Origin of the sequence: Pseudomonas sp. 14P_8.1_Bac3, assembly GCF_025466085.1 — a bacterium.
Lineage (GTDB): Bacteria > Pseudomonadota > Gammaproteobacteria > Pseudomonadales > Pseudomonadaceae > Aquipseudomonas.
Genome location: NZ_JANLOD010000062.1, coordinates 1 through 22809 on the forward strand (window position 1 = coordinate 1; position 22809 = coordinate 22809).

Here is a 22809-nt window from a genome sequence, read left to right on the forward strand (position 1 = left end):
AAAAAACAAACACACCCCCCCCCCCCCCCCCCCCCCCCCCCCCCCCCCCCGCTCCCACAGGGATCCATAGCGCTGCGCAGTTCTATGCTCGATCGCAAAAAGAGCACGTACATTCAATTTTCCCCACGCCCACACCGGCACTATCGAATGAGGTCCCGGTGCATCGTCGCCGGCGGTTTTCCAATTGTGCAGGTCACCCATGAACGCTTCGCGATGGGATCAACGAACCCAGGATGCCGGACTGTTTTTTCTGCGGGTCAGCGGCAGTCTGTTTCTGCTGTGGGTGCACGGTTTGCCGAAGCTGCTTAACTACAGCGCTCAACTGCAAGTCATCGAAGACCCGTTTCACCTGGGCGCGAACGTTACGCTGATGCTGGCGATTTTCGCCGAGGTGCTGTGTCCGCTGCTGATCATCGCCGGGGTGCTGGTGCGGTTGGCGTGCCTGCCGATTCTGTGTGTGCTGCTGGTCGCGTTGCTGGTCGTGCACCCGCAATGGAGCCTCGATGAAGGGCAGTTCGCCTGGCTGCTGTTGATCCTGTTCAGCAGCCTTCTTATCGCCGGGCCGGGACGGCTGGCGCTCAATGTCCGATTCGCCGGAGCTTTGCGTTATGCCTGAATCCAACCGTTTCGAAGAAGTCGTGACCCTGGTCATCAAGCACCGGGTCAAGGTCGGCTTTGAAGTGCCTTACGCCGCCTGGTTGCGCAATATCGTCAGCATCGCCGGGCAGCAGGAAGGGCACCTGGGCGTCGACGTGATCCGCGGCAAAAGTGCCGGCCTCGACCTGTACACCTGCGTGCTGCGCTTTTGCACCACGGAAGCGATGCAGCACTGGCTCGATTCGCCGCAGCGCCTGGAACTGGTCAGCGAAGCCACGCCGATGCTCGCCGACGGCGACCAGACCGAGGTCAACCCGATCAACGAATTCTGGTTCGCGCCGCCGGCTGAAACCAACTCGCCGCCACCACGCTGGAAACAGGCCGTGGTCACGCTGCTGGTGATTCTGCCGCACACCTTGCTGGTGCCACTGCTCTGGGGGCCGCTGCTGCGGCTCAACACGTTTCTGTCCAATTACGTAGTCGCCACCTTTCTGATCACGCTGACCATCGTGGTCTCGGTGGTGTACCTGTTCATGCCGATGGCGACACGCTTGTTCGCGCCTTGGCTGTCTTCTTCCACTCAGCCCAAGGAAACGCGATGAACGCCGATCTGATTTTATTCAATGGCCAATTTCATACCGTTGACCGCGAAAACCCGCGCGCCAGTGCCGTGGCCATCCACGACGGCCGTTTCGTCGCGGTCGGCACCGACGCCGAAGCCATGGCCCTGCGCGGTTCGGGCACCCAGGTCATCGACCTTAAAGGTCGATGCGTCATTCCCGGCCTCAACGACTCGCACCTGCACCTGATCCGTGGCGGTTTGAACTACAACCTCGAACTGCGCTGGGAAGGGGTGCCTTCGCTGGCCGATGCCCTGCGCATGCTCAAGGAGCAGGCCGACCGTACGCCGACGCCACAGTGGGTGCGTGTGGTCGGCGGCTGGAACGAATTCCAGTTCGCCGAAAAGCGCATGCCGACCCTGGAAGAGCTCAACCAGGCGGCCCCGGATACGCCGGTGTTTGTGCTGCACTTGTACGACCGCGCCTTGCTCAACCGCGCCGCGTTGCGCGTCGCCGGCTACACCCGCAACACGCCGAACCCGCCGGGCGGCGAGATCGTGCGCGATTCCAACGGTGAGCCGACCGGCATGCTGGTCGCCCGTCCCAATGCGATGATTCTCTATTCGACCCTGGCCAAAGGACCGAAGCTGCCGCTGGAATACCAGGTCAACTCGACCCGTCAGTTCATGCGCGAACTCAACCGCCTGGGCCTGACTAGCGCGATCGATGCCGGTGGCGGTTTCCAGAATTATCCCGACGATTACCAGGTGATCGAGCAGTTGGCCAAGGACCAGCAACTGACCATCCGCATCGCCTACAACCTGTTCACCCAGAAGCCCAAGGAAGAGCTGACCGACTTCAAGAACTGGACCAGCAGCGTGACCCTGCACCAGGGCGACGATTACCTGCGGCACAACGGCGCCGGGGAAATGCTGGTGTTCTCGGCGGCGGATTTCGAGGACTTCCTCGAGCCCCGTCCAGACTTGCCGCAAACCATGGAAGCCGAGCTGGAACCGGTGGTTCGCCACCTCGTCGAGCAGCGCTGGCCGTTCCGCCTGCACGCCACGTACAACGAATCCATCAGCCGCATGCTCGACGTCTTCGAGAAGGTCAACCGTGACATTCCGTTCAACGGTTTGCCGTGGTTTTTCGACCACGCCGAAACGATCACGCCGCAGAACATCGAGCGGGTGAGGGCGCTGGGCGGTGGTATCGCGATCCAGGACCGCATGGCGTTCCAGGGTGAATATTTCGTCGAGCGTTATGGCGCCAAGGCTGCCGAAGCGACGCCGCCGATCAAGCGCATGCTCGCCGAGGGTGTACCGGTCGGCGCGGGCACCGATGCCACCCGAGTGTCCAGCTACAACCCCTGGACCTCGCTGTACTGGATGGTCAGCGGCCGTACCGTCGGGGGCCTGGAACTGCACGCCGAGGGCTTGTCCCGGCAGACCGCACTGGAACTGTTCACCCATGGCAGCGCCTGGTTCTCTTCCGAACAGGGCAAGAAAGGCATGATCAAGGTTGGCCAGCTGGCGGACGTCGCGGCCCTGAGCGCGGACTTTTTCGGCATCGACGAAGAAGCGATCAAGTGGATCGAGTCGGTGTTGACCGTGGTCGGCGGCAAAGTGGTGTACGCCGCCGGTGATTTCGAAAAACTCGGACCGGCCAGCGTGCCGGTGCTGCCGGACTGGTCGCCGGTGGTGAAGGTGCCGGGTCACTGGCGGCCGACCTCGCCGATGCAGGCGCAGGTTCACCATTGCAGCGGGCCGTGCGGCGTGCATGCCCACAGCCATGATCGTGCGCGTTTGTCGAACGCGCCGGTCAGCGATTTCGCCGGCTTCTGGGGCGCCTTTGGCTGCTCGTGCTTCGCGTTCTGACGCTCACAAAAAAGGTGCCGGCCTTGCGTGTCGGCGCCCCGCGTAATACCCATCCATCGAGGAGTTTCACATGAGCAACGTTCCGTACAAACGCCTGAACAAAGACGATGCCGTTGTCCTGTTGGTCGACCACCAGACCGGTCTGATTTCGCTGGTCCAGGATTTCTCGCCGAACGAATTCAAGAACAACGTACTGGCCCTGGCGGACCTGGCCAAGTTCTTCAAACTGCCGACCATCCTCACCACCAGTTTTGAAAACGGCCCGAACGGCCCGATGGTGCCTGAGCTGAAAGAGCTGTTCCCGGACGCGCCGTACATCCCGCGCCCTGGCCAGATCAATGCCTGGGACAACGAAGATTTCGTCAAGGCCGTTAAAGCCACGGGCCGCAAGCAGCTGATCATCGCCGGTGTGGTGACGGACGTGTGCGTGACCTTCCCGACGCTGTCGGCACTGGCGGAAGGCTTTGAAGTGTTTGTGGTGACCGATGCTTCCGGCACCTTCAACGAAACCGTGCAGCAGGCCGCCTGGGCGCGCATGGCAGCGGCCGGTGCGCAACTGGTCAACTGGTTCTCGGTGGCCTGCGAGCTACAAGGCGACTGGCGCAACGACATGGAAGGCCTGGCCAACCTGCTGTCGCCGCGCATTCCGAATTATCGCAACCTGATGAACAGCTATTCGGTGCTGACTTCGAAGTAATCCCGTCAGGAATACTTGTGGGAGCGGGCTTGCTCGCGAAGAGGGTGTCAGGCACTGCCATTGTTGCCTGACACACCGCCTTCGCGAGCAAGCCCGCTCCCACATTTGTTGGTGTTTACACCTGACGTTTTTGCAGCCAGCTGAGAAACCCACCTTTCTTGATCGGCACCGGCTTGGTCATCAGCGCCAGCCGACTGTTCTGCTGCCGCACCGCTTGCAACTTGTTCAATGCCCGACCCACTTCAACCCGTTGTTCCATGCAATGGCGGGTCAGGGATTTGTCGATGCGGTAGATGATGCACGAGGTCAGGGTGGTGAACGTCGCCTGAGACGGCGTGTCGGTAAGGATGCTCTGTTCACCCATCACTTCGCTGGGCCCCATTCGACCGGCTTCGATCATCTGGTTACCGTCGGGTACGGTGGCGCTGACCACCCCCGTGGCGATGATCATCAGGCTGTCCGGCACCTCGCCCAGATTCAGCACCACCTGACCCGCCGCGTACTGCTGCGCCACCATCGACTGCGCCATCTGATCGCGTTCGTCTTCGCTCAGGGAACGGAAGATTTTCACTTCATCGAGCAGCGCCCGGGCGCGGGTCGTGGGTTCGATCACGCCATCGAGTTGCCGCGATATACCGGCCGCTTCAAGGTGTCGGTGCGCCAGGTCGAACAGCTGATTGCGCACTTCGCTTTTCTTGCCCAACTCGGCGATGAACCCGCTGGCCACGTATTCGGACACGGTTTCGCCGGCCTCTTTCAGCACGGCTTTCGGAGCGGGGTTCAACAGCAAACTGCTGCTGCCTTGAAGCGTACGATCCAGCGCATCGAGCACCCGACGCGGACGAACGTGGTTGGGCACTTGAATGCTGATCGACACGCCGTGCATGTTGTTTGGCCGGCTCAGGTTGACGATCTTGGCCTTGGCGGCAACCGAGTTCGGCACCACCGCGGTACTGCCGGCGCTGGTCAGCAGGTGCGTGGCGCGCCAGTCGATGTCGAGCACCTTGCCTTCGACGCCATCGATCACGATCCAGTCGTCCACCTGATACGGCTTGGTGGTGTTGAGCACGATCCCGGAAAACACGTCGCTCAAAGTGCTCTGCAACGCCAGGCCGACGACGATCGCCACCACGCCGGAGGTCGCCAGCAAGCCTTTCACGGGCAGCTCCAGCACATAACCGGCGGCCGCGACGATGGCGACCAGGAACACCAGCGCGCCGATCACGTCCTGCAGCAACCGCCCGCTGTGACCAATGCGCCGCATGAGCACCAGGCCGATGACTTCGGTGAGCACCCGCGCGGCGTACAGCCACCAGAGAATCCCCAGCGCCGTGGCGCCCAGTTGCGCCACGCGGTCATCGGCAAACAGCGGCGCCTGCAACGGGCTGACGCCGGCGTTGATGATCACCGCGCTGAACATCACGAACAGGGCCAACCGCACACCGACCCGCGTGACGCGATGCTGGAACGGCGCGAGGTGCCAGAGCACGGCGTCGATCACCAGCAGCAGGGCGCCGAGGATCAACAGGTGGGCGAGGATGAAGGTCATGGGCCAGACTCCACGATCAATGGGTGCAGACAACTGTAGGAGCAAGCTCGCTCCTACAGAGAGATTATCGAACGGTATCTCAATTCAGATGAGTCTTGAGCTCCATTGCTGCCTGACGCACCGCCGCCTTGACTTCCGGAATCTGGCTCAGCGGATTCAACAGGCCGAAGTCGTGGATCATGCCGTTGTAACGCACCGCCGTGACCGGCACACCGGCCGCATCGAGATGGCGGGCGTAGGCTTCACCTTCGTCACGCAACACGTCGAACTCGGCGGTTTGCACCAGGGCGGTGGGCAAGCCTTTGAGCTGGTCGGCGCTGGCCTGCAACGGCGACGCGTGGATCTGCGCACGCTGGGCCTGGTCGGTGGTGTAGTTGTCCCAGAACCAGTTCATCATGCCTTTGGTGAGGAAGTGGCCTTCGGCAAATTGCTGGTACGAGCCGGTATCGAACTGCGCGTTGGTCACGGGCCACATCAACAGCTGGAAGCGCAGTGCGGGGGTTTTCTGTTCCTTGGCCATCAGCGCCACGACCGCTGCCATGTTGCCGCCGACGCTGTTGCCGGCCACGGCGAGGCGCTTGCCGTCGACGCCGATGTCCTTACCGTGTTCCGCCACCCAGCGAGTCGCGGCGTAGGCCTGGTTGATCGCTGTCGGGTAGTGCGCTTCCGGCGATGGCGTGTAATCGACATACACTGCGACGGCACCGGAGCCGACCACCAGATCATGAATCAGCCGCTGGTGGGTCGGGTAATCGCCCAGGACCCAGCCGCCACCGTGGAAAAACATGAACACCGGCAACTCGCCCTTGACCTTGGCCGGACGCACGATTTTCAGGTTGATGGTTTGGCCGTCGACCTGGATCGCGCGGTCGCTGACCTGCACTCCTGACAGATCAACCTTCACCGAGTTCTGCGCGCCGGTCAGGACCGCACGGGCCTCCTTCGGGCTCAGTTGCTCGAGCGGTTTGCCGCCACCGGCAGCGAGAGCGTCGAGGAAGGTCTGGGTGGTGTGTTCGACACCCGGGCTGCCAGCGGCGAAAGCGTTGCCGATGGAGAGGGCCAGGAGGGAAGCGGTCAGGGTTTTGGTGAGAGCGGTCATTGGGCAAATCCTTTTTGATTAATCGTTTTATAGGAGAGTCGGCGCGCTGTTCGCGCTGTGGTTCAGGCCTCAGCAGCACCGTGGACACAGATTAATAGGGTGCCCGAGAGGGAAAAAGCGGCTATAAAGCGTTTAACTGTCAACCAAGGCGTGACAATGAACCCGTTTGAAGATATGCGTATTTTTTGCCAGGTCATGGACTCTGGCAGCTTTACTGCGGCGGCCGATCAACTGGGGCTGTCCAAGCAGTTCGTCAGCCGGCGCCTGATGCAGCTCGAGGAACGCCTGGGCGTACGCCTGCTCAACCGCTCGACGCGGCGGCTGGACGTCACGCCGTTGGGCCAGAGCTATTACGAGTCGGCCCTGCGCCTGCTGGGCGAAGTCGAACAGGTGGAGCAGGGCATTGCCGGCCAGACCACCGAACCGCGCGGCACCCTTCGGGTGAGTGCGCCGTTGTCGTTTGCGCTGGCGCACCTGGGTTGCCTGCTGCCGGTGTTTTTGCAGCGCTATCGGGAGGTCACGGTGGAAGTGGACCTGAGTGACCGGCCGGTGGACCTGCTGAGCGAGGGCTTTGACCTGGCGCTGCGTATCGGCGTGCTGGAAGACTCGACGTTGATCGCCCGCCGCATCGCCTCGATCCCGCGGGTGTATTGCGCCAGCCCGGCGTACCTGGCGGAGCGTGGCGTGCCGCTCAAGCCCGAGGATTTGCTCGCGCATGACTGTCTGCCGTATGGCCACGGTCGCCAGGTGCAGTGGCGCTTTGCGGGGAGGGGCAAGCCGCTGGTGGTCAACGTGACGGGGCGGATGCGGGTGAATAACGGGGAGTTGCTCAAGGATGCGGCGATTGCCGGCATGGGGATTACCTACCTGCCAACGTTCATTGTCGGGGCGGCGTTGAAGGCGGGACGGCTGGTGCCGGTGCTGGATGAGTTCCGCCCGGAGCCGCTGACGTTGTCGGCGGTGTACCCGCAGCACCGTCAGAGTTCGCGGCCGGTGCAAGCGTTGATCGAGTTTTTGCGGGAGCGGCTGGATCAGTCTGAGGGAGATCTTTAGCTGGCACCGATTCCTGTGGGACGTCAGGACCTTTTGTCATCGCCCGGCTCAACGCCGACGTGCACGCCACGGTCATCGCCCCTGATCCAGGCGGGTGCAGGAGAGAACGGGTGCGTGGTCGGGTCCGCAATCGTCAACGGACAAAAACCATGCAGGGCCGCTATCCTTGCCCCATGCCCCTCAAACAGGTTCGCTCATGCTTCAGGTCCAAGGCGTTTTCAAAAGCTATGCCACCCCGCAAGGTCCGCTGCCGGTGCTGCAAGGCGTCGACCTGACGCTGAAACCCGGCAGCAGCCTGGCGCTGATGGGCGAGTCGGGCAGTGGCAAAAGCACCTTGCTGCACCTGATCGCCGGGCTCGACAAGCTTGATCGCGGCAGCATTCGCAGTGGCGCACAGCAACTGGAGCAGATGAACGAAGCGCAACTGGCAAACTGGCGGCGCACTGAAATCGGCCTGGTGTTCCAGCAGTTCAACCTGATCGGCAGTTTGCGCGTAGAGGACAATCTTGCGTTTCAGGCGCGGCTCGCGGGGCGCCACGATGCGCGGTGGCAGGCGCACCTGGTCAAGCGTCTGGGCCTGGGTGATGTGCTGCGGCGTTATCCGGAGCAACTGTCCGGCGGTCAACAGCAGCGGGTGGCGCTGGGCCGGGCGTTGGCCTCGCAACCCAAACTGCTGCTGGCCGACGAACCCACCGGGAGTCTCGACGAAGCCACCAGCGATGACGTGCTGAAATTGTTGCTGGAGTTGCTCGATGACACGCCAACCACTTTATTGATGGTCACCCACAGCCCGCGGGTGGCGGCACGGCTGGCGGAGAAAGTGGTGTTGCAGCGTGGTCGCCTGGTTGGCGTGGACGAACACTGACGTGCAAGTTTTTTGCGAAACCTTGCGCGCATTGCTCAGCCATTGGCGCCAGCACCCGGTGCAGTTTTTCAGCGTGTTGACCGGACTCTGGCTGGCCACCAGCCTGCTGACCGGCGTGCAGGCGCTGAACAGCCAGGCGCGGGATAGTTACGCCCGGGCCAGTCAGTTGATCGGCGGCGAACCCCAGGCCAGCCTCGCTGCCCCGGGAGGCGGGACGTTTCCCCAGGCGTTGTTCGTTGAGTTGCGTCGCGCCGGGTGGCCGGTGTCGCCGGTGCTGCAGGGCCGGGTGACGCTCAAGGGCCATGAAGACCAACGTCTGCAACTGATGGGCATCGAGCCGGTGTCGCTGCCGGCCGGTTCTGCCGTGGCCGGCCGGGCGCTGGCGATCGAGCAGGTGGTCGGGTTCTTCATCCCGCCGGGGAGTACCTGGATTTCGCCGCAAACCTTGCAGGCGCTGGGGTTGCAGGAAGGCGAACGTCCTACCAGTCTCGACGGTGTGGCATTGCCGCCGCTGCAGGTGCAAACCGACATGGCCCCCGGCGTGTTGCTGGTGGACATCGGTTTTGCCCAGCAGATTCTCGGCTTGCCAGACCAACTGTCGCGGCTGCTGTTGCCCAAGGATTTCAGTGCGACAGTACCCGATCAGTTCAAAGGCCAGTTGCAACTCAGGAGCAGCGGCGAAGAGAACAATTTGTCGCGCTTGACCGAAAGCTTTCACCTCAACCTCGATGCCCTGGGGTTTCTGTCTTTTGTCGTGGGCCTGTTCATCGTGCACGCGGCGATCGGGCTGGCGCTGGAGCAACGTCGTGGATTGCTGCGAACCCTGCGCGCCTGTGGGGTCAGCGCGCGGCTGTTGATCGCGTGCCTCGCCGTTGAACTGGGTGGTCTGGCGCTGATCGGCGGTCTCGCCGGCGTCGCCAGCGGCTATCTGTTGGCGAGCGTGCTGTTGCCGGACGTCGCCGCCAGCCTGCGCGGCCTGTACGGTGCCGAAGTGCCGGGACAGTTGAGCCTGAGCCCGTGGTGGTGGCTCGGCGGCATCGGCTTGAGCCTGCTCGGCGCATTGCTGGCCGGCGCCAACAGTCTGTTGCGGGCCGCACGTTTGCCGCTGCTGGCCCTGGCCGATCCGCAGGCCTGGCATCAGGCCCATGCCCGCTGGTTGCGGCGGCAGGGTTGGGTCGCGGCGCTGGCCGGGGTCATCGCGCTGCTGGCGTTGCTCGTTGGCGACAGCCTCGCCAGCGGTTTCGTGCTGATGGCGGCGCTGCTGATCGGCGCCGCGCTGGCGCTGCCGGTGGTGCTCAATACGGTGCTGAATCTCGCGCTGCATCGCAGTCATTCGGTGCTCGGTCAATGGTTCCTCGCCGATTGCCGCCAGCAACTGCCGGCCCTGAGCCTGGCGCTGATGGCCCTGCTGTTGGCGTTGGCGGCGAACATCGGTGCCGGCAGCATGACCGCCGGTTTTCGTCAGACCTTCAACGACTGGCTCGAACAACGGCTGACCGCCGAGCTGTACGTAAACCCGCAAAACCCGGCCCAGGCCCGAGAGTTGTCCACCTGGCTGAAACAACAGCCATCCCTTTCGGCGGTGCTGCCCAACTGGCAAGTGTCGATCCAGCTGCAGGGCTGGCCGGCGGATGTGTTTGGCGTGATCGATCACCCGACCTATCGCCAGCACTGGCCGTTGCTGGAATCGGTGGGCGATAACCCGTGGGATCGACTGGCCAAGGACGATGCGCTGATGCTCAGTGAACAACTGGCCCGCCGCCTGAAGGTGCGCCTCGGCGATCGCCTCACGCTAGCCACCCCGACCGGGGCGTGGTCGCCGCGCATCGTCGGCATCTACGCTGACTACGGCAACCCCAAGGGCCACATCCTGGTCAACGTCGATCATCTGCTGCGCGGCTGGCCGCAGCTGACGCCGAACCGTTTCAACCTGCGCATCGAGCCGCCATTGATTCCGGCGTTCCTGAAGGCCCTGCAAAGCCGCTTCACACTGGATGACAGCCGCATCGTCGACCAGGCCCGGCTCAAGGGCTGGTCCACCCAAGTGTTCGAGCGCACCTTCGCCGCCACCGCCGCACTGAACAGTCTGACCCTTGGCGTCGCCGGCGTTGCGCTGTTCATTAGCCTGCTGACCCAGAGCCAAAGCCGCCTGGGGCAACTTGCGCCGTTGTGGGCGCTGGGCGTCACGCGGCGGCAACTGATGCTGCTGAACCTCGGGCAAACCTGGCTGTTGGCGGTGCTGACGCTGGTGCTCGCATTGCCGCTGGGCATCGCGCTGGCGTGGTGCCTGGACGCGGTGATCAACGTTCAGGCGTTCGGCTGGCGCCTGCCCTTGCGGGTGTTTCCGTGGCAGCTGGCGCAGCTGATGGGGCTGGCGTTACTTGCGACGTTGCTGGCCTCGGCGTGGCCGCTGTACTCGCTGTATCGCACGCAACCGGCGGATCTGCTGAGGACGTTTGCGCATGAGGATTAAACTCGGCGTGGTCCTGCTGGCCATGCTCCTGAGCGGCTGCGATGACCCGGCGCCGGCTGAAAAAGGCTTCGCCGGCCTCGGCGGTGAGGCGCTCGCCTTTACGCCGGTGGTGCCCGGCCGCGTATTCAGCTTTCCAGCGGATCACGGGGCGCACGAAGGTTTTCGCATCGAGTGGTGGTACGTCACTGCCAACCTCAAGGACGATCAGGGACGGGAGTTCGGCGTGCAATGGACATTGTTTCGCAGCGCATTGAAAGCCACCCCTGAAGTGCCAGGGTGGGGCAACCAGACCCTCTGGCTCGGCCACGCGGCGGTGACCTCGGCGACGACGCATCACGCGGCTGAGCGCTATGCTCGCGGCGGCGTAGGGCAGGCCGGGGTGAACGTCCGGCCGTTCAATGCCTGGATCGACGATTGGCAGTTCAGCAGCCAGGGTTCAGGTGGGCTGGATGACCTTAAACTCAGTGCCCGCGACAAGGGCTTCAGCTACCAATTGCGACTGACGTCCACGGGTCCACTGGTGCTGCAGGGTGACAAGGGTTTCAGCCAGAAATCCGAACAGGGCCAGGCGTCGTACTACTACAGCCAGCCGTTCTTTCAGGCGCGGGGCTCATTGGAAATCGACGGCAAGACCTATCAGGTCAGCGGCCCGGCGTGGCTCGACCGCGAGTGGAGCAGTCAGCCACTCACCGCTGACCAGAGCGGTTGGGACTGGTTTTCCCTGCACCTGGACAACGGCGAACAGGTGATGCTGTACCGCATGCGGCAGAAGCATGGCGCTCCGTATCTCACTGGCACCTGGATCGACGCCCAAGGGCAGACTCGGCTGTTGCACGGCGCCGAGATCAGCCTTACGCCGCAGGACAGCGCAAAGGCTGCCGGGCGCTCGGTGCCGGTGAGCTGGTCGATCAAGATCCCCGACAAGCAACTCGATATCGTCATCACCGCGCTGAACCCTGACGCCTGGATGGATTTGCGCATTCCATACTGGGAAGGCCCGGTGCGCCTGAGCGGCAGCCACGCAGGGCAGGGGTATCTGGAAATGACCGGCTATTGACCCGGAACTCTCGGTGGCGCGGCGTCCTCCTAATTCAACGATACCCGTTCCCAGGAGCCCGCCATGAGCGACGACCTCACACCCCCCGACCTTGCCTCGTGGCAGCGCCTGTTCGAAGACAAGGCCTACTGGCAACAATCCCCCGATGCGCATTACGCCGAATTATTGCGCGTGGCCGACGACTTGCTGGGGCAGGGTGCCATCGACCTCGATCAGTGGCAGGCCTTGAAGACCAAGGCCGAACACTCCCACAAAGACTCGCCTGACGTGAACGTGGCCCATGAAGTTGACGATCCCGAAGCCTGAGGAGAACCACCGTGAAACCTCGTACCCCCGACACTGAAAAACACCCGGACGAACCGCGCCCACCGGGCGAAGTCGAGCGCGACAACGACGCCCTGCGCCCCACCGATCCAGCCCGACGCAAGGAAAGCGGCAAAGGCACTGACAGCGGCGAATCCACCGCGCAAGAAACCGCGGACAAACGCTGAACAGCGTCTATGCTCAACCGCACGGACGGTGCTGAGCCTTGATTCAGAGCCGTCCGCTGCCATTTATCACAGGGAACGTACTGCTTATGAAACTTCACGCGCTGACCAGAGCCATCACCCTCGCCACTGTATTGTCCGCTGCCAGCTTCAGCGTCATGGCCGCGGATATTCCGCTGTCGGCGACCGTGGAAGCCGACCAGGTCACCACCAAAGTCCTCGCCGTCGACGCCGCCAAACACCAGATCGTCCTTGAAGGTGCCGAAGGCCGTCAGGTCCATGTACAACTCAGCGACAAGGCCCAGGACCTGGGCAACCTCAAGGTCGGCGATCAGGTCAATGTCGAAGTGACCCACTCCGTCGCGGCGTTCCTTGATACCGACGTTGACAAAGGCCTGCCAGGTTCCACCGAACGCAGCGGCGAAATCCGCGCTACAAAAGACAATCCCAACCCTGGCGGCGAGGCCTATCGCCAGGTTCAGGTTCAGCTGAAAATCACTCATATCGACCTGGAGAAAAACCAGCTGACCTTCGAAAACCCGGCTGGCCAGTCAAAAACCGTCAACATCGAAAAACCTGAAATCCAGAAAAAACTCAAGGATCTGAAGGTAGGGCAAAGTGTTGTTGTGACTTACACCGATATATTGAAAGTGACCAGCCAGCACGAAAGCTGAATATTAGTTTTATGCGTTGATTGTTCTTGTACAGCTTTTTGTACAGGAATAATCAACGTATTGATCGAACTGGTGAGTTTGGGCGGTGTATGTAAGTCATTCGTTAGTGATATCAAAGTCATCGTTCGATAAATTTCACGTTATAACGCGGACATATTGAAAAAGTTCTACTAAAATGCTCACCGTTCGCCCAGTGGCAAGGCTCTTTACCAGTGCATGGATTGCCGAGGCCATTACACTGGGCGGACACCTTCTTCAAGTGCCACCAGCACTTCAATGATCTCGTCGGAAATTTTTCAGGTTCGCAGTGATCAATTCAATTCAGTGCTACGAAGTGTCAGAGCAAGTGTCACTTAAGTAGTATTGCCTTCAATAGCCGTTTTTTCTTTTGTATTGGTTCAAGGTCAAGACCTGCAGATTGTTTAAAGGTGGCATGTACTCGCTAATGCGCTTTTGCCTGTCTGTGGCGCTTGACAGTGCAACGAACCCCACCGCCCCATGGTCAAACCCAGCGCCAAGATGACTGACTTCCCCCTGATTCAAGGAGCGCGACATGAAAATCCTGATGGTTTTGACGTCCCACGATCAATTGGGTGACACGGGTAAGAAAACCGGCTTCTGGCTGGAAGAATTCGCCGCACCGTATTTCGTTTTCAAAGACGCCGGCGCGCAGCTGACGCTGGTTTCGCCCAAGGGCGGCCAGCCGCCGCTGGACCCGAAAAGTGATGAGCCGGACGCACAAACCGCTGCCACGGATCGCTTCCGCAAAGACTCCGCGGCGCAGTCCGCATTGGCGTCCACTGCGTTGCTGAGCAGCGTGCGCGCCGAGGATTATGATGCGGTGTTCTACCCGGGTGGGCATGGCCCGCTGTGGGACCTTGCTGAAGACAAAACGTCGATCGCCTTGATCGAGGCGTTGTACAAGGCGGGCAAGCCGGTTGCGGCGGTCTGCCATGCGCCGGGGGTGTTGCGTCACGTCAAGGGCGCGGACGGCCAGCCGCTGGTCAAGGGTAAGCGAGTAACCGGCTTCACCAACTCTGAGGAGGAAGCGGTGCAACTGACCAAGGTCGTGCCGTTCCTGGTGGAGGACATGCTCAAGGAGAAGGGCGGGATTTATTCCAAGGGGGATGACTGGGCAAGTTATGTGGTGACGGATGGTTTGTTGCTGACGGGGCAGAATCCGGCGTCGTCGGAGGCCGCGGCGCAAGCGTTATTGGCGCAACTGAAATAAAGCCGTGACCGGTAGGCGCTGTCGAGTCGACAGCTCCTACCGTGATGTGCAGTGCCTCAAGCGTTGAGCGTGGCCAAACACGCTTCGATCGAGCGTCGCTGTGTCTCGGCGTACAACCCCAACTCGTCAATGGTCGAGCGTCCCAGCGCTTTCTCGAACGCTTGCTGGTTCGAGTGCTCGCCATAATGGGTTTGCGCTGCATCCCCCAGGTTCGACTGAAAAATCCCCGCGGCGCTGACCGGCAGGAAATCTTCGTACACCAGCGGCTCCGCCTTCACATGGCCATTGCTGAGCAGATCTTCCAGCGATGCCTGGCGAGTGCCCTCCGCCGACCGTCCTTCTTCCGTCACGAAATAGCGAAAGTACGCCAGTTCCTGTTCGCGCATGCTGTCAAAATTGTCAGGGAATTCGCCAAAGTGCTGGGTCATCAACGCGTTATAGCGTGCGGCGTTGGCTTCGTTGGGGAAGTCCTTGAGTTCGTCGCGGGCAGCGTTGAGCAGGCGGTCATACAGCGCTCGACCTTTGGGGGTAAGGGCGGCGCCGCGTTGTTCGATCTCGCCGAAGCGAGCGCTGTGGCTACCGCGGCTGTCGGCCTGATCCGTGAACGCAACGGGCTCGTCCAGAGCCTTGAAGCTGGTCTGGCGCAGCAGGATCGGACACTGACGGCGTGGTGGGCCTTCGATCACCGCTTTCGGCGTGATGCCATGGGCCGGCATCTGTGCCTGCACGATGTCGATGTCCAGCGTGCGCGGCGTCAGGTGGTTGATGTGCGGGCCCTTGAACGCCACCACATCGGCGATCAGGCGATGTTGGGCGCTGAGTTGCCGGTACTGCTCGGCGGTCACGGTGGCGCTGTGGTGCCAGCGGAAGGTTTCCAGCGCCTGCAGCACGAAATCCTGCGCTTGCTGTTCGGTCAGGCCACCTTGGGTTTCGGCGTGTTCGATGAGAGTCAGCGCCTGGGGCGTGAAGATCGAGCGCTTATCCAGCACCGATTGGGCAAAGTCGCGCAGTTGCGGGTCTTCGATCAGCTCCAGGCGCAGCAGCGAGGTGAACACCCGGAACGGGCTGACCTGCAGAGCGGCTTCATGCACCGCGCGGAACGCCGTGGAATGCACCGGCACGCCGGCCGGGGTCAGGTCGTAATAGCCGACGGGCTGCATGCCCATCACCGCGAAGAGGCGGGCGAGGGTGGCCAGTTCCTTCGCAGTGCCAACGCGGATGGCGCCATGGCGCTCCAGGTCCAGGCGCTGGATTTCACCGGTGCTCTGCAACTGTCGGGCGATCTGCGGATCACTCTCCAGCACCTGGCGGTTGGTGTGTTCCACCAGTTCCATCAGCGCGCCGTACAGCGGCACCTCTTCGCGGTACATGTCGGACATCGCTTTGGAGAAGCGTTGGCGGATCAGGTCGGGGCTGACAAAGTTTGGGTGGCTCATGAAAGAATTCCAGGCGCGGTGACATGAAGGATGGTGGAAAAGATCGCAGCCTTGCGCGACGCCGACAAACGAAGAATCTTACGGACTTCATTCTGCAAAGGACTGCTGACTCAATGCATGCGCTGGTCGTGAGGGCTCTCCGAGCGCTGGGATGCCAAAAACTCCCGATACAGCCGCGCCGCGCCCGCCGGAGCTTCGACCATCGGCATATGGCCCACGCCTTCCCAGATTTCCACCCGCAGGTCTTCAATGCCCTTGCTCCAGACGGCCACGCTGCTGACGTCGATCAGCCGGTCCTTGCGCCCCCACAGCAACAGCGCCGGGCACCTGATGTCGGCCAGTCTCGGCTCCATCGGCGGGCTGGCGCGCAAATCGCGGAAAATTTCTTCCAGCTCGTCCCGGGCCTGTTCGTAACGCTGGGCGATGGCGTCCAGCACGACGCCGGGCACCCATGGCGGCTCGGCCATGGTCATGGCGTAGAAGCTGCGGAATTCTTCACGGGAGTTGATCAGGAACGGGTTATGCCCCTTGGCCAATTGGCGCTCCAGATCACTGATTTCGGGGGCGGTCACACCCGCGGGGTCGATAAGGGCGACCGACGCGATGCGGTCGGGGTATGTCGCCGCGAGCCACGCCGCCATGTAGCCGCCCATCGAGTTGCCGATCACGTGCACCTTCTCGACGCCGCAGACGTCGAGCAACTGGATCATCCGCTTCGCCTGCAGGGGGATGTCATAGCCGCCGCCCTGCTTGAACCCGGTTTCTCCGTGCCCGGCAATGTCGGGAATGATGACCCGGTAAGTGCCGACAAAATGCCGGGCAAAGCGCAGCCAGATGTTCTTGTCAGCGCTGAAGCCGTGCAGCATCAGCACGCTGCTCGACGCTTCGTACGGCCCGCCTTGCCAAGTCGAAACGGTCATTTCAGCAATCGGCACGACGATCTTGTGCAGCCGATACAGCTTGGCTTCGGCCGCCATGTTCAAGTCATAGAGCCAGTAGCCGATGGCCGGGTAGCTCAACCAGCTCCAGGCCACGAACACCGCAATTGCGACAACCAACAAAAGCATCAGGCGTCTCCTTTCTTTCTGCTCAGGACAGGATGTGATCGGCGGGTTTCAGTGACCGGGTCAATCGGTGGTAGCTGAAACTGAACCCCGGAAACATGGCAATCACATGACCGCTCTTGCTTTGATACCAACTGTGGCAGCCTCCAGACTTCCACACCGTGCGTTCCATTTCCCGGTGGATCATTTCAGTGTAGGTATGTTCTGCCTCGGGGCGAACTTCGATGCTGCGCAAACCCTGATCTTTCAGCGTGCGGATGCAATCAAGAATGTAGTTCATCTGGGATTCGATGATGAACAGCGCCGAAGTGTGGCCGATCCCGGTGTTGGGACCGGTGACGATAAACAGGTTGGGAAAGTCTGGCAGGCTGGTGCCGAGGTAGGCGCGTGGGTAAATCGCCCAGAAGTCCCTGAGCTGCTTGCCGTTTCTTCCGCTGACGGGGTAGGAAATCACCCCGTCGGTGGCGTCGTAACCGGTGGACCAGACGATCAAGTCAACATCGATATGCTGTCCGTCCCGGGTGACGATGCCGGTTTCGTCAATCGACGCGATGCCTTGCTCGCGGCTGTGCAACGTCACATTGGGGCGGCCGAGTGCGGGGTAGAGGGTGCTGGAGACAATGACCCGCTTGCAGCCGATGGCGTAATCCGGCGTCAGTTTTCGCCGAAGCTCCGCGTCAGGGACCTGCCGTTTCAGGAACCGCAGGGCGTGTTGCTGGACCATGCGGATCGCCGGTTTCGAGTATTTGAAAGCAATCACGCGGGTCTCGAATTGCCAGTAAATCATCCAGCGCAGCAGTTTGTACGCCGGTTTCAGACCCAGCAGCCAGCGCTGGAACGGCCCAAACGCGCGGTCGGCTCGAGGCAGCACCCAGTGCGGCGAGCGCTGGAACACGTGCAAATGCCCGACATCCGGGGCAATCGCCGGAATCACCTGGGCGGCACTGGCGCCACTGCCGACGATGGCCACGCGTTTTTGCCGATAGTCGTAGGTGTGATCCCAGTTGTTCGTATGAAACGTCGTGCCCTGAAAGCGCTCCTGGCCCTCGAAGTGCGGGATGACGGGTTGGCTCAGCGGGCCGGTGGCATTGATCAGGAACTGAGCGTGGTACGTGCCCTTGTTCGCGGTGTGTACTGCCCAGCGCTTGGCTTCGTCGTCCCATTCGACGCGTTCGACGTTGGCCTCCAGTTCCACTTTGTCGCGCAGCCCGAAATGCTCGACCACGTAGCGGGTGTAGCGGTGCAGTTCGGCCTGTTCGGCGAACATCTGCGTCCAGCGGTACGGGGCGAAAGACAGCGAATAGAGCGGCGAGGGCACGTCGACCGCCGCACCGGGGTAGGTGTTCTGGCACCAGGTGCCGCCAAAGAAGTCCCGCCGTTCCAGCAATCGAAAATCGTCGATGCCCGCCTTGAGCAAATTGATCGCCGCGCACTGCCCGCCAAATCCGCTGCCGATGATCAACACCTGAAAAGTCTGCATGGGCCTCCTTTTTTATCGTCATGGGCTTAACCCTCTCTTCAGGTATAGCCAAACTGGACCGCGACGCATGGGCCTGCAGCCGGTAATGGCAATTTGACGTCGCCCTGTTAGACTTCGTGCACACCAGAACGCCGGTGTCAGCAGGTTCCGTCCAGTGGCGCAGAGGCTCCTATGAGAAAAACGGGAGGAAGAGGACTTTCACTGGCCAGAAGGCTCTATGCATCGCGAACCCTGGGGCTGGCCTTGGGGTTGCTGTGCGTGGGCACCGCGGTGTACCCGCTGGACCCGGCCCCGTGGGTCTGGGTGATGATGCTGCTCAATGCGATCCTCTGGCCGCATGTCGCCTACCTGTGGGCACGCCGGGCCAAGGTTCCCTTTCACGCCGAACACCGCAACATCCTGGTGGATGCTTTTCTCGGCGGATTCTGGGTCGCGGCCATGCAATTCAATCCGCTGCCCACGGCGGCCACGCTGGCCATGATGGCGATGAACAACGTGGCCATCGGCGGCTTGCGATTCCTGCTGGTGGGCACGGCCGCGCAACTGCTCGGCATCGCAGTGGGATGGCTGGTGTTTACCCCGGCCTTCGTGGCGCAGACCACGCCGACGCAGTTGTACGCCTGCCTGCCGCTGCTGATCTTCTATCCGATGGCGCTGGGCTGGATCTGTTTTCGCCAAGCCACCACGCTGGGCCGGCACAAGCGCGAATTGCTGGCGCTCAGTCGCACCGACAGCCTCACTGGCCTGCTCAATCACGGTGCCTGGAAAGACCAGTTGGAGGTCGAATACCAGCGCTGCAAGCGCCAGCATCAGGGCGGGGCGATTGCGCTGATCGACATCGACCATTTCAAAACCATCAACGACACCTACGGTCATGTCGCTGGGGACATCGTGTTGCGCCAGCTGAGCAAAATGCTCAAACAGAACCTGCGGGCGACCGATGTGGCAGGGCGTTACGGCGGCGACGAGTTTTGCGTGATTCTCCCGGACCTGACGCTCGATCACGCTGCGGCCGCCATGGATGCCCTGCGTGATCGCTTCGCCACCCTCGGCTACGAGCAGAGCCCGGCGCTGACCGTCAGCCTGAGCATCGGCCTGGCCGCCTTCAACCCGGCACACACCGAGGCGACGCTATGGCTCAATGATGCCGATCAGGCGCTCTACGAAGCCAAGACCACCGGGCGTAATCGGGTGATTTGCAGCGGTGATGGCAAGCCGCATCATGAGCTGCTCGATTCGGGCTACCCAACTTGCGGGAGTGGGCTTGCTCGCGAAGGCGGCCTGTCAGGCGACCTGAACGCGGGTTGACCCGCTTTTGCGAGCAAGCCCGCTCCCACAAGGGGTTGCATAACCCCTGTAGGAGTCAGCTTGCTGGCGATGATGTCGAAACCCTCAACACCCTTCCCGAACCCTTACTCCTTGACGCTCATGAACTCTTCTGCAAAGCGGATATATTCCTCAGGCTGCGTGTACGTATGCGTCAGTTCCGTCGCATTCAGGTCCGAGGCCTGGGTGAAGATCTGCCGTTGTTCACGCAAGCTGTCGTACGTCGCCTTGATCGCGGCGAAGTAAGCGCCATGCCCGTCGATGACGACACGCACGCCCAGTTCGGCCAGGCGATTGTCGTCGCGCAACAGGGGGTTGCCGTAGGTGACGAGCATCAGCGGCACGCTCAGGTGCTCGGCAATCTGTTCCAGGTGATCGAAATCACGCACGCCCACCATGCAAATCCCATCGGCACCGGCTTTCTGGTACTGCCGGGTGCGGCTGATGACTTCCTGCACCGGCAGGATCCCGGCGTTGGTGCGGGCGACGATGGCCATTTCGTTATCGACCCGGGCTTCCAGCGCGGCGCGAATCTTGCCAACCCCTTCGGCCACGCCGATCAGGTCGGTGGATTTGCGGCCGAATTGCGCTGGCAACAGTGTGTCTTCGATGGTCAGGGCCGCCACGCCAGCGCGTTCGAGTTCGACGATGGTGCGCATGACGTTCAGCGCGTTGCCGTAGCCGTGGTCGGCGTCGGCGATGAATGGCAGTTGGGCCACGCGGCCGATCCGGGTGGCCTGTTCGGCGAATTCGCTGAGGGTGATCAGGGCGAAGTCAGGGGCGCCCAATACCTGCAACGAGGCGACCGATCCCCCCAGAATCCCTACTTCAAAACCCAGGTCCGCGGCGATGCGTGCCGACATCGGGTCGAAGACCGATGCGGTGTGGTAGCACTTGTTGGAAGTGAACAGCTCGCGGAAGTTACGGCGCAAATCCTGATGGGAAAGCCTGGACATATAAGTTCCACCAATACAAAGGAATGGAAAGGCTTGAGCAAGAGTGTCAACGCCGAAGATACAAAAGGCTATCACGCCACAGGGGTAAGAATGATGACGAATTTGCAGCTAGCTTAAACGAATCCGCTGCCGTGGGGCGGGCGCCTGCGCTTCAAGCGGCGACAGCTTGCTGCTGTTGGTTGGGCAACGGCACCGCCCGGACCGAGTTGCCGGGCTGCAATTGCAGGCGTTTGGCGGTGAGCCGGTCGACGATCAGGCTGTCGCCCACCCGCCTTGCCGGGGCAGCGGTGACGCGGCAATTTTCCAGTCGGCGGTTGTGGATCAACCAGATGGGGGCCTGATCGTCCGGCGTGCCGATGGTCAATTCCAGCGCCAGGCTGTCGCGCACGGTGCGGATTTTCGACAGCGGCGCCTCGATCACCGGGCCGGCGTCGAAGATGTCGATGTAGCCCTGGTGGGTGAAACCTTCGGCGGTGAGGATTTTCAACGCCGGTTCGGTGTTGGGGTGCGCTTTGCCGATCACCGCCTGGGCCTGTTCGGTGAGCATGCAGGTATAAAGCGGTTGGCGCGGCATCAGTTCGGCGATGAACGCTTTGCTGCCCAGACCGGACAAGTGATCCGCGTGGCTGAAGTCCATCTTGAAAAAGTGCCGGCCCAGGCTGTCCCAGAAGGGCGAGCAGCCTTGCTCATCGGCGCTGCCGCGCAGTTCGGCGATGAGTTTTTCGCCGAACAGGTGAGTGAACTCGGCCACAAACAACAGGCGTCCCAACGACAGTAATCGGCCGTTGCTGCCCTGGCGTTGATCCGGTCGCAGGAACAATGAGCACATTTCCGATTGCCCGGTCATTTCGTTGTTCAGGAATAGCGTCGAGATCTGTCGCTGGATGCCCAGGTCCGGCGACGAACTGACCGTCAGCCCGACCCGATAGTTGTACCAGGGCTCGCGCAGCCCGACGGCACCCGTCAGTGCGCTGACGCCCACCACTTGCTGGTCGTCATCTTCGAGCACGAACAGGTAATCGGCATCGGCCCGCTCGACCTGTCCGGCGAACGTGCGTTGCGCCCAGCGCACGCGGTGGAGCAGGCGATCTTCGTTGACCGGCAGGGTGGTGAACCCCGGGCCTGCCTGCCGCACCAGTGCCAGCAGGGCGGGCAGGTCGGAGACGTGAACCGGACGGACAATCATGAGGCAATTCCTTCTGCGGGCTGGCGCGGTCGCGGTGCCTGGGGCCGGAGGGGACTCACAGGGCTATCACCCGGACCGGACTGCCATCGGTGACCTTCAACGCGGCGCACATTTCGGCGCTCAGGGCCACGGGGCGTCCGGCGCTGTAGTCCAGGTCGGCGACGATGGCACGATAGTCCTTCAACGAGTCGTTACTTACCAGGTAGCGGCCGCGAGCGTCGATGATATCGACCGCTGTTGCCGTGTCGGTGCGGCTTTGCGCAATGGAGCGGATGCTGGCGAGACGCGCGTACAAGGTCGGGCCGCCGTCGAACAAATCGATGTAGCTGCTGGTTTCGAACCCCTCGCGTTCAAGGATATCGAAGGCGTCCTGGCCGTCGGCATGGATGCGGCCGATGCAGTCCTGTGCTTCCTGGGACAGCATCGGCACGTAGATCGGGTAGTGCGGCATCAGCTCAGCGAGGAACGCCCGGCTCTCCAGCCCGCAAAGACGCTCGGCCTCGACGTAGGGCAGGTCGAAGAAGTGTTTGCCTACCGCATCCCAGAAGGGCGACTGTCCTTCATCGTCGCTGTAACCGACGATTTCGGTGATCACCGCCTCGGCGAAGCGTTGCGCATGGGCGGCGATAAACATCAGCCGCGCCCGTGACAGCAGTTCTGAGGATGGTGTACGTGCCAGCGCCCCGTCGATGTGAAAACCCCGCAGCAAGGTATGGCCATTGAGGTCATGACACAACGACAGTGCCGGCACGCCATGCTTGATGTTCAATTCCCGCGAGGCGCTGGTGAAGTTGCGATGGCGCAGGCTGTAGAAGGGCTCTTTGAAACCGGCCGTGGCGAGGATTTCCGAGCAGCCCGCGAGACGCCGGGTTGTCAGGTCTTCCAGCACGAAGAAGTAGTTTTCCGGGCCATGGGCCTGGACGTTTTTATCGAATGAGGCGCACGAATCGAGAATCCGCTCGCGCAGGCGTTCGCTATCGTCCGGCAAGGACGTGACGCCGACCAGGCTTTCGCGCGCGAGTCGCTGTAGCTGAGGCAGATCGGTTAACTCCACTGGGCGTAAGACCAGCATGGATGCACTCCTGTATCAAAGGGTTCGGCATTCGGCACGAACCTGACTATCACTGTCGGTTTCCACGCG

Annotated in this window: 20 protein-coding genes and 1 pseudogene; 13 read left to right on the forward strand and 8 right to left on the reverse strand. The window is 61.9% G+C overall.

Annotated features, from left to right (window positions below; genetic code table 11):
* The first annotated feature begins 199 nt into the window (after window positions 1-199).
* From NTD84_RS19485 to ycaC, 4 genes are all read left to right on the forward strand, one after another.
* Window positions 200-616, forward strand: coding sequence for a DoxX family protein (locus NTD84_RS19485; RefSeq protein WP_262168727.1), 417 nt, complete (start codon window positions 200-202; stop codon window positions 614-616).
* Window positions 609-1199 (forward strand): antibiotic biosynthesis monooxygenase, encoded by a 591-nt coding sequence (locus NTD84_RS19490; RefSeq protein WP_262168729.1) that lies wholly within the window; start codon window positions 609-611, stop codon window positions 1197-1199. The genes NTD84_RS19485 and NTD84_RS19490 overlap by 8 nt, the downstream gene beginning before the upstream one ends.
* Complete coding sequence (locus NTD84_RS19495; protein WP_262168731.1) at window positions 1196-3034, forward strand: amidohydrolase; 1839 nt, start codon at window positions 1196-1198, stop codon at window positions 3032-3034. Before NTD84_RS19490 ends, NTD84_RS19495 begins: the two co-directional genes overlap by 4 nt.
* A 70-nt stretch (window positions 3035-3104) precedes the next feature.
* Window positions 3105-3731 carry an isochorismate family cysteine hydrolase YcaC gene (ycaC, locus tag NTD84_RS19500; RefSeq protein ID WP_123434523.1) on the forward strand — a complete coding sequence of 209 codons (627 nt, stop codon included), beginning with the start codon at window positions 3105-3107 and terminating at the stop codon, window positions 3729-3731.
* 115 nt (window positions 3732-3846) lie between these two features.
* Here the strand turns inward: ycaC and NTD84_RS19505 are convergent, their stop codons facing one another.
* Both NTD84_RS19505 and NTD84_RS19510 read right to left on the reverse strand, forming a co-directional pair.
* Window positions 3847-5280 carry a mechanosensitive ion channel family protein gene (locus NTD84_RS19505; RefSeq protein WP_262168735.1) on the reverse strand — a complete coding sequence of 478 codons (1434 nt, stop codon included), beginning with the start codon at window positions 5278-5280 and terminating at the stop codon, window positions 3847-3849.
* Window positions 5281-5359: 79 nt separating this feature from the next.
* On the reverse strand, window positions 5360-6379 hold the full coding sequence (locus NTD84_RS19510) for an alpha/beta hydrolase (RefSeq protein WP_262168737.1): 1020 nt from the start codon (window positions 6377-6379) through the stop codon (window positions 5360-5362).
* Between the two features lie 156 nt (window positions 6380-6535).
* Here NTD84_RS19510 and NTD84_RS19515 point away from each other — a divergent pair, with 156 nt between their 5' ends.
* The 8 genes from NTD84_RS19515 (at window position 6536) to NTD84_RS19550 (ending at window position 14220) form a co-directional block, all read left to right on the forward strand.
* A complete protein-coding gene (locus NTD84_RS19515; RefSeq protein ID WP_262168739.1) occupies window positions 6536-7432 on the forward strand; it encodes a LysR family transcriptional regulator in 897 nt (298 codons plus the stop codon).
* 196 nt (window positions 7433-7628) lie between these two features.
* Window positions 7629-8297 carry an ABC transporter ATP-binding protein gene (locus NTD84_RS19520; protein ID WP_262168741.1) on the forward strand — a complete coding sequence of 223 codons (669 nt, stop codon included), beginning with the start codon at window positions 7629-7631 and terminating at the stop codon, window positions 8295-8297.
* A 1-nt stretch (window position 8298) separates the two neighbouring features.
* Window positions 8299-10770 carry an ABC transporter permease gene (locus NTD84_RS19525; RefSeq protein ID WP_262168743.1) on the forward strand — a complete coding sequence of 824 codons (2472 nt, stop codon included), beginning with the start codon at window positions 8299-8301 and terminating at the stop codon, window positions 10768-10770.
* Entirely contained in the window at window positions 10760-11827 is a 1068-nt protein-coding gene (locus tag NTD84_RS19530) for a lipocalin-like domain-containing protein (RefSeq protein WP_262168745.1), read from the forward strand. Before NTD84_RS19525 ends, NTD84_RS19530 begins: the two co-directional genes overlap by 11 nt.
* A 63-nt stretch (window positions 11828-11890) precedes the next feature.
* Window positions 11891-12133, forward strand: a complete 243-nt coding sequence (locus tag NTD84_RS19535; protein ID WP_262168747.1) for a hypothetical protein — start codon at window positions 11891-11893, stop codon at window positions 12131-12133.
* Between the two features lie 11 nt (window positions 12134-12144).
* Window positions 12145-12318, forward strand: coding sequence for a hypothetical protein (locus NTD84_RS19540; protein WP_262168749.1), 174 nt, complete (start codon window positions 12145-12147; stop codon window positions 12316-12318).
* A gap of 86 nt (window positions 12319-12404) precedes the next feature.
* Window positions 12405-12989: a hypothetical protein gene (locus NTD84_RS19545; protein ID WP_262168751.1), complete on the forward strand. Its 585-nt coding sequence runs from the start codon at window positions 12405-12407 to the stop codon at window positions 12987-12989.
* 553 nt (window positions 12990-13542) lie between these two features.
* The gene (locus tag NTD84_RS19550; RefSeq protein ID WP_262168753.1) at window positions 13543-14220 is read left to right on the forward strand and encodes a type 1 glutamine amidotransferase domain-containing protein; all 678 of its coding nucleotides are present in this window, start codon (window positions 13543-13545) and stop codon (window positions 14218-14220) included.
* A 56-nt stretch (window positions 14221-14276) separates the two neighbouring features.
* Here the strand turns inward: NTD84_RS19550 and NTD84_RS19555 are convergent, their stop codons facing one another.
* The 3 genes from NTD84_RS19555 to NTD84_RS19565 form a co-directional block, all read right to left on the reverse strand.
* Complete coding sequence (locus NTD84_RS19555; RefSeq protein WP_262168755.1) at window positions 14277-15656, reverse strand: VOC family protein; 1380 nt, start codon at window positions 15654-15656, stop codon at window positions 14277-14279.
* Between the two features lie 110 nt (window positions 15657-15766).
* Window positions 15767-16723 carry an alpha/beta fold hydrolase gene (locus NTD84_RS19560; RefSeq protein WP_262168757.1) on the reverse strand — a complete coding sequence of 319 codons (957 nt, stop codon included), beginning with the start codon at window positions 16721-16723 and terminating at the stop codon, window positions 15767-15769.
* 22 nt (window positions 16724-16745) lie between these two features.
* Entirely contained in the window at window positions 16746-18200 is a 1455-nt protein-coding gene (locus NTD84_RS19565; RefSeq protein WP_262168759.1) for a flavin-containing monooxygenase, read from the reverse strand.
* A 171-nt stretch (window positions 18201-18371) separates the two neighbouring features.
* Here NTD84_RS19565 and NTD84_RS19570 point away from each other — a divergent pair.
* A pseudogene (locus NTD84_RS19570) lies at window positions 18372-19439 on the forward strand (diguanylate cyclase); the annotation flags it as partial.
* Window positions 19440-19612: 173 nt separating this feature from the next.
* Here NTD84_RS19570 and NTD84_RS19575 read toward each other — a convergent pair.
* The 3 genes from NTD84_RS19575 to NTD84_RS19585 all read right to left on the reverse strand — a co-directional run bounded on the left by NTD84_RS19575 (window position 19613) and on the right by NTD84_RS19585 (window position 22740).
* Window positions 19613-20482, reverse strand: coding sequence for an oxaloacetate decarboxylase (locus tag NTD84_RS19575; RefSeq protein WP_262168763.1), 870 nt, complete (start codon window positions 20480-20482; stop codon window positions 19613-19615).
* Window positions 20483-20633: 151 nt separating this feature from the next.
* Window positions 20634-21668: an arginine N-succinyltransferase gene (gene astA, locus NTD84_RS19580; RefSeq protein ID WP_262168765.1), complete on the reverse strand. Its 1035-nt coding sequence runs from the start codon at window positions 21666-21668 to the stop codon at window positions 20634-20636.
* A gap of 55 nt (window positions 21669-21723) precedes the next feature.
* Entirely contained in the window at window positions 21724-22740 is a 1017-nt protein-coding gene (locus tag NTD84_RS19585) for an arginine N-succinyltransferase (RefSeq protein ID WP_262168766.1), read from the reverse strand.
* Window positions 22741-22809 lie beyond the last annotated feature (69 nt).